The sequence below is a fragment of the Thermospira aquatica genome (assembly GCF_023525255.1).
Classification (GTDB): Bacteria; Spirochaetota; Brevinematia; order Brevinematales; family Thermospiraceae; genus Thermospira; species Thermospira aquatica.
Map to the genome: position 1 here is coordinate 2,422,234 of NZ_CP073355.1, position 13,092 is coordinate 2,435,325.

13 protein-coding genes are annotated in these 13,092 nt (G+C 37.7%); 3 read left to right on the plus strand and 10 right to left on the minus strand.

Features of this window, described 5'->3' with window-relative positions:
• The first annotated feature begins 597 nt into the window (after positions 1–597).
• From KDW03_RS11780 to KDW03_RS11790, 3 genes are read left to right on the plus strand one after another with little or no spacing between them, the layout of a single operon-like run.
• The gene (locus KDW03_RS11780; RefSeq protein ID WP_271435271.1) at positions 598–1,101 is read left to right on the plus strand and encodes an RNA polymerase sigma factor; all 504 of its coding nucleotides are present in this window, start codon (positions 598–600) and stop codon (positions 1,099–1,101) included.
• A complete protein-coding gene (locus KDW03_RS11785) occupies positions 1,079–1,462 on the plus strand; it encodes an anti-sigma factor family protein (RefSeq protein WP_271435272.1) in 384 nt (127 codons plus the stop codon). The genes KDW03_RS11780 and KDW03_RS11785 overlap by 23 nt, the downstream gene beginning before the upstream one ends.
• A 14-nt stretch (positions 1,463–1,476) precedes the next feature.
• On the plus strand, positions 1,477–2,013 hold the full coding sequence (locus KDW03_RS11790; protein WP_271435273.1) for a hypothetical protein: 537 nt from the start codon (positions 1,477–1,479) through the stop codon (positions 2,011–2,013).
• Here KDW03_RS11790 and KDW03_RS11795 read toward each other — a convergent pair.
• From KDW03_RS11795 to KDW03_RS11840, 10 genes are all read right to left on the minus strand, one after another.
• The gene (locus tag KDW03_RS11795) at positions 1,997–2,680 is read right to left on the minus strand and encodes an ABC transporter ATP-binding protein (protein ID WP_271435274.1); all 684 of its coding nucleotides are present in this window, start codon (positions 2,678–2,680) and stop codon (positions 1,997–1,999) included. The genes KDW03_RS11790 and KDW03_RS11795 overlap by 17 nt on opposite strands.
• Positions 2,680–3,177, minus strand: coding sequence for a hypothetical protein (locus tag KDW03_RS11800; RefSeq protein ID WP_271435275.1), 498 nt, complete (start codon positions 3,175–3,177; stop codon positions 2,680–2,682). The genes KDW03_RS11795 and KDW03_RS11800 overlap by 1 nt, the downstream gene beginning before the upstream one ends.
• Positions 3,178–4,050: a hypothetical protein gene (locus KDW03_RS11805; RefSeq protein WP_271435276.1), complete on the minus strand. Its 873-nt coding sequence runs from the start codon at positions 4,048–4,050 to the stop codon at positions 3,178–3,180.
• A gap of 231 nt (positions 4,051–4,281) precedes the next feature.
• On the minus strand, positions 4,282–6,021 hold the full coding sequence (locus KDW03_RS11810) for a chemotaxis protein CheA (RefSeq protein WP_271435277.1): 1,740 nt from the start codon (positions 6,019–6,021) through the stop codon (positions 4,282–4,284).
• Positions 5,999–6,514, minus strand: coding sequence for a hypothetical protein (locus KDW03_RS11815; protein WP_271435278.1), 516 nt, complete (start codon positions 6,512–6,514; stop codon positions 5,999–6,001). The genes KDW03_RS11810 and KDW03_RS11815 overlap by 23 nt, the downstream gene beginning before the upstream one ends.
• Positions 6,515–6,576: 62 nt before the next feature.
• Positions 6,577–7,077 carry a chemotaxis protein CheW gene (locus KDW03_RS11820; protein ID WP_271435279.1) on the minus strand — a complete coding sequence of 167 codons (501 nt, stop codon included), beginning with the start codon at positions 7,075–7,077 and terminating at the stop codon, positions 6,577–6,579.
• A 10-nt stretch (positions 7,078–7,087) separates the two neighbouring features.
• Positions 7,088–8,287 (minus strand): fused response regulator/phosphatase, encoded by a 1,200-nt coding sequence (locus tag KDW03_RS11825; protein ID WP_271435280.1) that lies wholly within the window; start codon positions 8,285–8,287, stop codon positions 7,088–7,090.
• A complete protein-coding gene (locus tag KDW03_RS11830) occupies positions 8,288–9,739 on the minus strand; it encodes a CheR family methyltransferase (RefSeq protein ID WP_271435281.1) in 1,452 nt (483 codons plus the stop codon). It abuts the gene before it with no gap.
• A 26-nt stretch (positions 9,740–9,765) separates the two neighbouring features.
• Positions 9,766–10,830 (minus strand): chemotaxis-specific protein-glutamate methyltransferase CheB, encoded by a 1,065-nt coding sequence (gene cheB / locus KDW03_RS11835; RefSeq protein ID WP_271435282.1) that lies wholly within the window; start codon positions 10,828–10,830, stop codon positions 9,766–9,768.
• Between the two features lie 16 nt (positions 10,831–10,846).
• Positions 10,847–13,069 (minus strand): methyl-accepting chemotaxis protein, encoded by a 2,223-nt coding sequence (locus KDW03_RS11840; protein WP_271435283.1) that lies wholly within the window; start codon positions 13,067–13,069, stop codon positions 10,847–10,849.
• Positions 13,070–13,092: the final 23 nt, after the last annotated feature.

A 13,092-nucleotide genomic window follows, 5' to 3' on the forward strand; every position in this document is an offset into this window, starting at 1 on the left:
TGTGAAGAGGAGAAGAAAGATCAGCACTTACCGTTACAGCGGCATTAAGGGTAACCGTAATAGCCTCTGTCCTGGCGGTATTGTTGGCTGTATCTTTTGCCTGTGCCCAGAGGATATAGTCACCATTGCCCTTGTCGAGATTGACATTACTTACCGTAAAGTTTGTGCCACTTACCTGCGCAGAATAAACATTCGTGAAGGTTGCCTGATTGGTAGTCACGAAAAATCTGACCTCAGAAATCCCGCTATTATCTTTTACCGTTCCCTGCGCCTCTATCACACTCGACGTCAACACCTGTCCATTCGTGGGACTCACAAGCACGATCTCGGGAGGAGTGGTATCACCAGGAGGAGTTCCTGTTTCTCCCCCACTAACTTCTCCAGAACCTCCTCCTGACACAGCACACGAAACAATACTTATTGCTAAAAACCAAACGAGCCATTTTCTCATAGCCACGACCTCCCTTTGACAACTTCTATAATTTATTATACGGAGAAAAAAGAAAAAAAATGCAATCAAGAGAGAAATTTTTGCAACTTTTGACAAAACAAAAGACTTATCTTAGTATACAGAGGAGAAAAAACAAGGCGGACTAGGTGGAATTTGAGAGGTTTTATCTCGAAAACCAGGACCTTTTTTACCGATGGGCTTATAGCCATACCCGTGAACGAGAAAACGCGAGAGACATTGTTCAAGAAGCAGCAATGATCGTAGCAAAACGATGGTCAAGGATCCAGCATATGGACAACGCCCTGGGATATATGCTTCGCGTGATCACCAACCTCGCCAAAAAACAGGCCCGTCGTCCCGCAGCTGTTTTCCTCGATGACACAGGCTGGGAAAACCTCTCAGAGGAAAACAAAATGGACTCCACCCTGGAACAACAAGAGCAAGAGGAGTGGATCTATCGCATGCTAGACCATCTCAAGCCAGAAGAAAGGGCTGTACTTCTCTTGCGAGACATAGAAGAGATGGACTTTGCAGGACTGGCACAAAAACTGGGAATGAACCTCTCCACAGCCAAGTCCCACTACCGCCGCGCAAAACTCAAACTTCTCAAATTATGGGAGGAAACCTATGGAAAAGACAATCTGCAATAGAGTCATGGACTTTCTGGATGAGCATCCTGAAGATATTTTGGCCGTGTGGGTAGAGGAGCATCTTGCTACATGTCCTCACTGCCAAAACTATGCCATGTTTTCCAGGCGACTGAGAAATCTCTCTCTGAAACACCACAAACTTCCTCAGCCTCTCACCCCTCCCGTCGTTGCCGAGTACAAAAACCACCCCGTGAGATGGGTTGTGGCCATAGCAGCAACCCTCGTGATCAGCCTGGGTATCGGTATAGGACTCCTCACCTTAAACCGTCCTTCTTCCGTCATCACCCTTTCTGATACGGCGCCCACCATGGAAACAACCCAGACCATCGATTACTATACAGAAATTGCCCTTTTGTGGTAAACAAGGAGTTCTCTATGAAACGGATAACCATTCTCTTTTTGATTGTTCCTCTTCTCACGTACGCTCAGATGGGAGGAAGAGGACGAATGCGCCTGCCACTTCCCCCTGCAACAAAACAACCACCCTCTCTCACCGAGGTGATGCTTTTTCAGTACCTGGATCTGCGCTCGGTGCAACAAAACTACGTGGCACAAGTAAAACAAATCTCAGAAAACACAAGAAACAAAAGCTCCGTTCTCAAAACACAACTCGCCACGTACGAGAGACGTTTTCTTGAGCTCTGCCAGAAACCACTTCCCTCCCCCTCAGAACAACAAGAAATGCTCAACCTTTTAGAAAAAATAACTGACATCAACCGGGAAATTTTCGCTCTTCAACGCAAGGCCATGAGTGATATAGAAACACTCAATCGGGAACGAGAAAAACAAATCCTTACCATTACCGGACGATGGCTCAAAGAGGCTCGAAAGAACCCCGAAGAGCTTCTCAGATTTGTGCATTTTGTCAATCAACAAAAAGGCCTTCCCCTTCCTCCTACCGGAAATGAGTAAACCCTGTAATCTCTCCATTTTGAATAGAGTACGATTCTCGACAGTATTCTCGAAAGCGTATATCATGCGTGGCCACGAGAATCGTTAATCCGAGTTGGTTCAAATTCTGGAAGATATGATAGATCTCCTGGGCAGACTTCTCATCAAGATTCGCCGTCGGTTCATCAGCTACCAGAATCTCAGGACTATGGATAAGTGCCCGGGCAATACTTGCCTTTTTCCTTTCTCCACCGCTCAGCTGATAAGGATAGAGATGGAGGAGATGGGAAATCTTGAGCTTTTCACAAAGGGTACGGAAATACTCCTTTTTTGCTCGTACAGAGATACCATTAATAAGAAGGGGAAGAAGAATATTATCCCCAACACTGAGATCATCGATAAACTGGGATTCCTGAAACACAATCCCAAAAAAGCGCCTCCGAAGAGCACAGACCGTCGTATCTGTCGCAAGAGAAAGCGAAACCTTATTCCAGAAAACCTCCCCCTCCGAAGGACGCAAGAGCCCGAGAGTGGTGTGAAGAAGGGTGGTTTTCCCACTTCCCGAAGGTCCTACCAAACTGATGTAATCGCCCTCGTTAATATCCAGATTCACCCTCTTGAGAGAAGTAAGCTTTTTATCTTCCGTGACCTTGTACTCTTTCGTAATATTAATCAAACGGATCTGCATCACAACTCCTTAAGATACCGTTCCTGATGATACACCTGCACAAGTACCGCAATGGGAATAACGATAACTAACAGCAAAAAACCTACCCCGGAGGCAAAGAAAAAGCCTTGTATATTTTTCCCCATAGCAGTCAAGGTTGTGTTCCTCATAACCATTAACACAAAAGTAGCTACAAAAAAACCAACAACATACGGCAAAAGAAACTCAAAAAACATATTGACTATAAGAAAAAATCGAGAAGCTCCAAGAGATCTCAACAATACCACCGTAGAACGAGCCTCTAAATGGGTTTTAAGATTAACCACAATTAGCTGAAAGAAAACAAACACCCCTAACAGGACCCACCAGATAATTGGTGATGACAATCGCCCGAGCACAAAGAGAATACCACTATTGACCACTACCAGAAGAAACCGCCAGAACCACATCTTACGAAAACGCTTCAGATTAAGCCATAATAAATTCGTCCAGAAAACAGAGACAGAGCTTTCTTTCACCTATTCCTCCTGCCACAAAAACTGAGTATACGCTTGTTTAATACTTTTCAATATCTCCAGTTTTTGGACAGGATCAAACTTTTTTATAAACAACATCTTTGCATAACGGTCAAAGGTCTTCAACTGAGCAAGTACACGCTTGTACTCGTCATTGATCTCATCATCAACCACAAGGATAAGCCCCACTTTCTTATCGTTATAGGTTGTCAACAGTTTTGTAGAATCATTTATGGTATACACATCCCCCTCAGGATAAAAATCCGGGGCTAAAGAGATCCCGAGATTTTTCCCTTCCACCAGCAGCGTTACAACCTCAGTATACTGCATGAATTTTTGAGGGTATTTTGGATCCTGAGCATCCAGAAGAGAGAAAACAATCACCCCTGTCTCATCAATACGATAATTGATCACGGCATTTCGGCTCAGCTTTTGCTTTATCATATTCCATTCTTTGTAGGTCAACTCTGTGCCGTACGGCAACACCACATCAAAGGCACCTTGTGCATTCTTCTGATAAAACTCATCAAGAACAATCACGTGTCGCTTACGCTTCGTCATCGCATTTGCCCCGTCAATCTTCTCCAGGAGTCGATCCATTTCTATAATACTTTTCTGTCCTATCGGCAACCGGTACTTAGCGGGAAAATTCGTCGCTAATTTGGCAAAAAGCCGCTCAGTAAACACAACTTCAATCTCATTCACCTGGGATGCTACAAAAAGTTCATACTGTGAAGGATCAAAACGCATACCCGCAGAAACCTGAAGAACCTGACTCCCATGCCGGAGATAAACATCCTTCAGCATGATTATAGGGATTTCCTCTGTTCCGTACTTTTCACAAATACGTAACGCTTCTTCAACAGTAATCTTCATCGGTACCAGTTATCCTCCATTTTCTCTTTAAATCATAAAGATAAAAGGAAAAAAAGTCAATATAGAGATGACCTTTCATTAAGACTCTCACAAAACTTCTTTATCAAATCCCTCAATTTTTACAAAAACACCCTTCTCTTTATTGCCTTTTTCAAAGCATGTGTAACACCAACGATACCCTCACAAAACCACAAGAAAGATAAAAAATTACCTTCGAGAACGATAAAGTATTCAAGACTGACGATCCCGATACTTTTCTATCAGTTCAAACAAATTTAAAACAATAACATCCCGACTACTTAAGGTCAAAACCCCAGCAACTATAGCAAGCTTATTATTCATACCAAACACACTTTTTATCACTGCTCTATTTTCCCCAATAATCCTCCCAACAAGAAGAGCATAATCCCTATTATGATGAGAAATAATAATAATATTCTCTTTATGAATGTCCTCCTGAGAAGAGATATCATAAAAAAGTCTAGCAAGATCTACCACAGGAATCCATTTATGCTCGTATTCTAGCATTTCTTCGCCTTCTATCATAGCAATCTTTGATTCACTTAAAAGGAGAACTTTTTCTATATTGAGTGAGGGAATAGCAAAGATATCTTCCCTTATCTGAAAGATAGTCACTGACATAACAGAGGCATTGAGGGGAAAACTCAAAGAAAAAGTTGTACCCTTATATTTTTCAGAGTGAACTACAACCTCACTATTAAATTTCTTCATGGTATCCGCAACCACATCAAGACCAACACCCCTCCCGGAAAAGTCATTAACATCTTCCCTCGTAGAAAATCCTGGTCTAAAAATAAACTGCATAATTTCCTCGTCTGTGAGCCCATTTATTTCCTCTTGAGAAACTATACCATTTCGTAAAGCTTTCTCCTTCACCTTTTCTAAATCTATCCCTTTTCCATCGTCTTTTACCTCAATAATAATTCTATCCATGTGAGGATACGCCTTTAACATAACGTTTCCAGTGCGTGACTTCCCTAACTTTACTCGCTCTTCGGGCGACTCTATACCATGATCAACAGAATTTCTTAACAGATGAATAAGGACATTGTTAATATGCTCTATAAGCTGTTTATCTACCTCAACCATCTCTCCTTCCATAGTAAAACTCACTTCTTTCTGCGTAGAAACAGCGATATCTCGAACAAGCCTTGGATAATTATTAAAAATTGTTCCTAATGGCACAAGGATAAGGGAAGAAACGTGATCTTGAAATTGTTTCGTATACAATTCATAGAAATGCAACTCATAAGAAAATTCATCTCTTACTTTTTCTACAATCTCTATCAGAGAAGCAAGTGTATTTTTATTTATATTTTCAAAATCAATATCTTGTAATTTTTTTAGCAAGTATCTAAACCGTCCAATGTAGTTGGTAAAAATATTACTAAGATCAAGAAGAGTTTTAATTTTGTCAAATTTTATAGAAAGATAGTCGACCTTTTTTTTCTGAACCTCTTCTATTTTTTTTTCTATGTGCTGCCCTGCCTTTTGGGGACTTTCTTTTTGAAGAACGACGGGAATATTGTCTGAAACATTTTCTTCTCTTGTTTGGTTTTCCGAAGTCTCTTTAAAAATTTCCTCAATTTTTTTCTGAAACATCTCCTCAAAATTTTCTTCTAAAACCGTTTCTTCTGGTATTTTCTCTATAGTATCTTGTATCCAATCCAACCACTGTAAAATAAAATTTATAAAAGAGCTTGTAATCTTCTGATCTTTTGTCTCAAGAAACTCAAAAACATTTTCTATCTGATGAGCCACTTTACTAATATTATTCATTCCTATCATTCTACTGGACCCTTTAAGGGTATGGATTTTTCTCTTTATTTCCACAACAACTTCTTTTTGATCAGAATTACTTTCAAGTTCCAGCAAAAGATTATTTATAGAACCCAAAATATTCCGAGCTTCTTGGCTAAAAATTTGCTTAATTTCTTCTGTGAGAATCATAAGAAACTCCTTTTTTCTTATAGAAAATACCGTTTACAATTTCAACAGCTGTCACTATTTCACAAAAACTTAAAAATAACGAGGATATACCATCAACATACACCAACCCGTAAAAAACAGGCAAAAATTGCTTTTTCAATAAAAATTCTGAAAAAAGAAAAATATCTTTTTCGGCTATCTTTTTTTCATCAAATGAATGAGGAAAACAAACTGCATATTTTACTTTATTCCCATTATCAGTGATAAGGGCAGCAAATTGTGGTACCTTTCTTTTTTCAACATCTAACAACAACTGGAAATCCAAAAGAGGAATCCACTCATCATTACTTGAATAAATGTGGGGAACTTCATACATCGTATCAGCCAATCGTTTTCTTTGTAACCTCTCTTTTGAAAGCAAACTAATTTCTTTAATTTCATCATAATAAATACTAAAAAAATAATTCTCAATTCTCGTCACAAGAAAATTATATTCCTTTTCCCTACTTTCCACTGTACACTCCTTTCAAAAAAGGAAAAGTGAACTTCTCTGTTCCATAGTGGTTACTCATAGATTCACTTCATAAAATCCGAATCATACAATGCCTCAATATCTACCACGCTTGCCACTTGCTTTTCTTCCATATCAAATTCATACGATATAATATTCAATACTTTATTCTCCTGCAAATGAAAGATGGGTTTAAGCGCTTTCGAAGACACCTGATATAAATCTTTAATCTCCTCTACTCCAAAAGCAACGGGAAAATTTTTCTCTACAATAATAGCATATTTTATCCCCTCTCTAGAAGAAGATAAATTTAATATTTTACTCAACGAAATCACAGGTATGATGTTTCCTCGAACATTTAAAAGTCCAAGTATCCACTCATCTACAAGAGGAATATTCACCATATTTTGGATATTTGCTTCACTTACCTCCACAAGATACTCTATAGAAACTGCATAGTATTCGCTCCCTTCTCTCGCAACAAGAAAACTATAATAAAGATTCTCATCCTCTTTGATTTCTTTCTTCCCAAGAATATTTTGTATCACCTCTTTTACATATGACATACCGCCTCCTCTAAAATAACTCTATTCCAAAAATAGTCACATCATCCGATACCATTTGTTTGGTATAATTATAAAAATCTTGAAGAACCATCTTTAATATTGTCGGCATATTTTGTTTATAATTTTTCTTCATTACTTCCTCTATTCTTTCAATCCCGTATTGTTCTCCACTCTCTGGAGAAGTTGCCTCTATAATACCATCGGTAAACAAGAAAAGTTTATCCCCCTTCTCCAGAACAAACTCATCCACACTAAATTCTGGCTCTTCTCCAAGGAGCTCTTTGGTATAAATACCGATAAGCTTGTACTTTCCATTATCTAATTCCAAGAGTTCTCCTGAACTCTTTAAAAGCACGATAGGATTTTGAAATTCATTGGTATACAATACCGAATGTTTCGTTTCATCCAAAACAAGATAACTTACAGTAGCATACTTCGTCTCCGGAAAGATAGAAGAGAGTTTTGTATTAAGATCTGCCATTGCTTTATCGGGAGAAGGATTATTCTCTATTGATTCAATCACAGCATTTCTAAACACAAGCATAAGAAGAGCCGCAGGAATACCATGTCCCGAAATATCCCCAAGTAAAACGCCTATTCTATCCTTGTCAATCCTGCGAAGAGTAAAAAAATCTCCTCCTATTATATTTGACATTTTGTTATAATACGCTATCTTGAAAACTGAACTTTGAACATTCTTGAGTTCTTTAAACTCGGCCAGAAGACTCTGTGCTGTCTCCAATTCCATTTTCATCCGTTTATCTCTTTCTTTAAGCTCTGCAAGAAGTCTCTCGTTTTCTTTCCTGAGTTGGTAATTCATAAAACATTTTTCAATAGCAAAGAAAATATCAGATTTAATGAGATCTATTTCGTCTTTTATAATGTAATCGTCTGCTTTTCTCATCATCTCTACTATTTTTTGCTTACTTCCCTGAGCACTTAAAACAATGATCAACACCTCATCACCAAATTTCTCTCGTAAAGCATTAACCAACGCTTCTCCATTCATTTCTGGCATATCAAAATCAGTAATCACCATATCGACCTTTTGAAACTTTTCAATCTTTGTTAATGCGTCTTTTCCATTTTCACAAGTAATTAATTGAGTAAAGCCTTTCTCTTTTAAGCAATTCGCTATCACTGTCCTGATAACTTCTGAGTCGTCGACTACATAGATATATTTGTCAAATATTTTCTCTAGCAATTGCATCTATACTTCCTCTGATATAATTTTATTTATCGCAGTATAAAACTGTACTCTACGATTGGGATTATAGGGGAAAAAACTTCCACTTCCATCGTCTCCTACCTCTTTTAAAATGGCAAAAATTTCTCTAGCTTTTGTCTTGTTATTAAGCATTGTATAAACTTTATACATAAGGTACAAAGTAATTTTGTTGTTTTGATTCAATCTATAAGCAATACTTACAGATAACAAGGCTTCCGTCGGTCTATCCGAAAGCAAAAATATACAAGCATTCAAGTTATGAGCATCTAGAGAATTAGCTCTTTTTTCGACAGCCATTTCTCCCATTTTTTGCGCTTCTGCTAGATTATTTTTGTCTATAAAAAACTCTCCAAACAAAAGAAATGCCTTCTCATCCTGAATAAACGAAGGATCCCTTGAGTACATCTGGAAAAAACAAGAATAAAGCTCCATCATCTTGGCATCTCTATTTGTAAGATAGTTTTTCATAATATGATACAAAAATTCATCGTAGGATTCAAACAACTCTTTTTTTACCCCTTCCTCACTAGTCGATAAGACGTGATTCTCACAAACCGACAACTTCTTATTTTCTGTCTTCTTTATCTCAACTTCAAGCTTTTGCTCCTCTTTCTTTTGCTCTTCTTTCTTGTAATAGTAGGTATGATCATGCCAACACAGAGCAAAACGATGATGAACCATATTGAGAGTTTCTGAATATCCTAAAAAAAGATACCCGTGGGTATTTAAACTATTATAGAATTTTTGAATAAGTTTTTCAATAGAAAGATTATCAAAATAAATAATTACATTCTCACAAAAGATAATATCAAATTTCATCGAATCCAGAATCCCACCAGGAGCAAGAAGATTCTGATGGAAAAAAAGAACCTTTGATTTTATATGACTTTTGAGATGATAAAGTGTTCGTAAGTTCCTAACTTCTTTTTCAAAGTATTTCTCTATGTAATAATTATCAATATTTTTCATTTTGTACTCTGAGTATATTCCTTTTTGAGCTTCTTTTATAGCCTCCTGTGATATATCAACCGCACATAGAGTAACCTCCCAATCTTTTAAAGCATCTTGAAAACTATCATCAAGAATCATTGCAATGGTGTAAGGCTCTTCTCCTGTAGCACACCCTGCAGAGAGTATGGAAAGTTTTTTATCTTTTTTAAGAGTTATAAGTTCAGGGAGAATAATCTCTTTCAAGGTTCTAAAATGATCCCGGTTTCTATAAAAACTTGTTTCTTGAACAGTAAAATACGTGGCAAGCTCTATAACTCTTCGAAAATCACTTTGAAGAAGAGCAAGATAGGCATCAGGAGAAAAATTCTCTCGTTGAAGAATGGTGTTAATTATAGACAACAAAAAACTATCTTTTTCCTCTGTAAGCGAAATACCTGTCACTTCTTTCAAAATTTTTTTTGCTTCTTTCAAATACCTTTCCATAAAGTGTTACACCCCCTTCGTGTTTTTTAAAAAAATTCTGTAAGTTGATTAAGAAAATCTACTATTTCATTGATTCTCATGATCTTATCTGCCAAGCCACTCTCTATAACTGCCCGTGGCATTCCATAAATAATACAATCTTCCTCCGCTTCTGTAATAATAGTCCCTTGATTCTCTTTGATAAACTTTGCCCCCTTCTTACCGTCTTCTCCCATACCGGTAAGAACGATACCTATTGCTCTTTCTTTATAAACTTTTCCCAGAAATTCAAACATATAATCAGCAGATGGTCTGATTCCATATATTGGAGGAGCATCAAAAAACTTAAACCTTCCCTCTGGAGAAAATGTCAAATGACGATCCACATTTACAAGATATATTTTGCCAGGTTCTGGGAGTCCTCCTTCTTGTACAAACTCACATTTTGCCTGCGTATGTAACATAAGCCATTCTCGTAAACTTTCTACAAAATTATGGGGAATATGTTGGATCACAACTATAGGATAAGTTGGTTTCTTGATTTGAGAAAAAATTTTCTTCAGGGTCTGGGGACCGCCCGTCGAAGAAGCAATCCCTACCACCGGAAAAAGTTCTTTTTTAGAACGTAACGACTTATTTTTTGCGAGAAGTTCAAGCCGTTCTTTTTTTTCAGCAAGCTCTTTAATTTTTAAATCGCTTATTCTTTTCACAACCTTAAAACCATAAAAAATCTTTATCTTCTGAAAAAGATTTTTTTCTAAATATTCCTCGATTCCTGCCGTTGTCATATTTTCAGGTTTTTCTACAACATCGACCGCCCCAGCTTCAAGAGACTTCATAACAAGATCCGCGATTTTCTTGGTAGCAGCACTGAAAACAATTATCGGCAAAGGCTTCTCTTCCATAATTTTCTTTATAGCAGTAAGCCCATCCATGACCGGCATCTCAATATCCATGATCACAACATCAGGGGTCATGGTTTTAAGAAAATGAAGCGCCTCTTCGCCATTGTAAACATTGCCCACAATCTCAATCTCTGTCTTTTTCTCAAAAAATTTTTTTAGCACCTCGTGAACAACAGGGGAGTCATCTACCAGTAAAACCTTAATCACAGAGCTCCCCCCTATGTTATTTTTTGTAATTTTCGTATTTATTGAGAATATTCCCTAAACTATTAGCCAAGTCAACAAGCTCTTTGATAGCCCCCAAACTTTGATTGGAAACTTCGACTGATTGTTTAGAGATTTCAGACATCTGTTTCATGGTTTCCGCTGCCTGCTGGGATCCAATCTCTTGCTGTTTGGTGGAAATCTCAATTTTCCTCATAAAAGAATAGTTGTTGTTTATCTCTGTTACAAGATTCTCGGTAGTATCAACAACTTCTTTTACTTTGGAGACGCTCTCTTTCATCTCTTGAACTTCTTTGTTAGAATTTTCGACTATCTTCTCAATAAAATTCTTGATTTCTTCAGCCGCTGCGGTCACCTTCTTAGCCGAGGCAATTGTTTCTTTCGAAAGCTCCCGGATTTCGGCAGAAACAACACTAAATCCCTTACCAACCTCTCCTGCCCTTGCCGCCTCTATAGAAGCATTCAAAGAGAGAAGATTGGTTTTATTTGCCACATCGGTGATGATTTTTACCATCTCACTAATAAACACTGATTTCTTGTTTAGATCTATAATCTCTTGCGCATTCTGACCCATCAGATCACTAATACTCATAATCCTCTCATAAGCTCCCTGAAGAGAAACTTTATTACTCGAAAGAACACTTACCATATTTTTCGTAGATTGCACCAACTGTTCCGTACTATCCGCAATTTGTTTCGCTGTAACAGAGAGTTCTTCTATAGTAGCACTCACCTCTGTGATTCCACTCGAATGCTCCGTAGCAGCACTGATCTGTTCTTGACTTGAAGCCTCAAGCTCTTTCGCCACAGCAGTAAGTTTATTAATACCTTCGTCAATATTGACAAAAATCTCATTTAAATATTGAATAATTTGTTCTTTTTTCTTCTGGTCTTCGAGGATCAACTGCCGATTGAGTTCTTCTTCTTTGACAAGAAAGAAATGACAATTTTCTGGTTTATTAAATTTATTAAAAATAGCTACAGCCATCGATTCACAACTGTTGTATCCGCATGCGGAACAGTTTTTAAAATCCTTTTCTTCTTTCTTTTGCATTGAAAAGTATATCTCTGTTTTTTCTTTATCAGAAGGCGTCTTCACATATTCTTTTACAATATACGAGAGATTGACATACTGTCTATCATATATTTTTGGTTTCCAGTATTTATCCAATAATTTCTCCAAAAGTTTTGGTCGTTCAGAACGTTTGATAGTTCCCTTCTTTTTATAAAACTGTATCATCTTTTCTGCTCTTTGCTTCACGTAGTGCTCTACTTGATCCATAGGAAGATTTCTCGCTGTTGTCCCGGTGCCACCATTACAACCCATTTCACAATTAAGACAATCAACCAACAGAGGGGCTGCTTTTTTCTCTATGCTGCTAAAAAGCTCGGAAAGATAAGAATAAATAATATGAGGTCCTTCTATCTTTCGAGTTTTATAGCGTATTTCAGGAACTTCTCTTATAGCCGTTTCCAACAGACCACCAGGAGAAGAAAATAACACTGCTCTTTCAGCGGGATCATTATCAAAATCCACTTCAGGATAACTCGAGAGTACAATATGATTGGCTTCAAAATAATCCTGAATACGTTTCATGGTTACATTATAGTCTCCAATACCCACTTCGTCAAACTCTCTCCTCTTGGCAATACAGGGTGAAATAACTAACATTTTATGATTTCTATACTGAGGATAAAACTCTCTCACCATTTTCATGGTATGCATCATCGGACTATCAGCAGGAGCTAAAAACTGCAAGAGCTCAGGTTTATAAAGTTCAATATATGTCACTAAAGCAGGACAGGGTTGAGCGATTACCGTTGTGGGCTTCTTCTCTTTTATATATTCAAGATACGATTTTATAGTAAGCTCAGCTCCAAAACTCACATCAAAAATCGCACTCACTCCCATCGATTTGAGCCAACCATTGAGTCGTAAAAAATTCTCCGGAAAATTTGCTGATACAGCAGGAGCAACAATAGCAACGATGGGTTCCTTTCGCCGGAGTGCTTCCATGGCTTTTTCAAAATCATCCACTATTACTCTTGCGCCATGAGTACACGCTGAAAGACACTCACCACAACCAATACAAAGATCTGAAATAACCTTGACATAATCACCACTACCATCATTGCAGTATTTTACCTGACAAACGGAGATACATCGATGACAATTCACACATTTTTCAGGGTCTACATCAATTATCTTTGCTAAAGGCATTGAAACCCCCTTGTTATAAATAT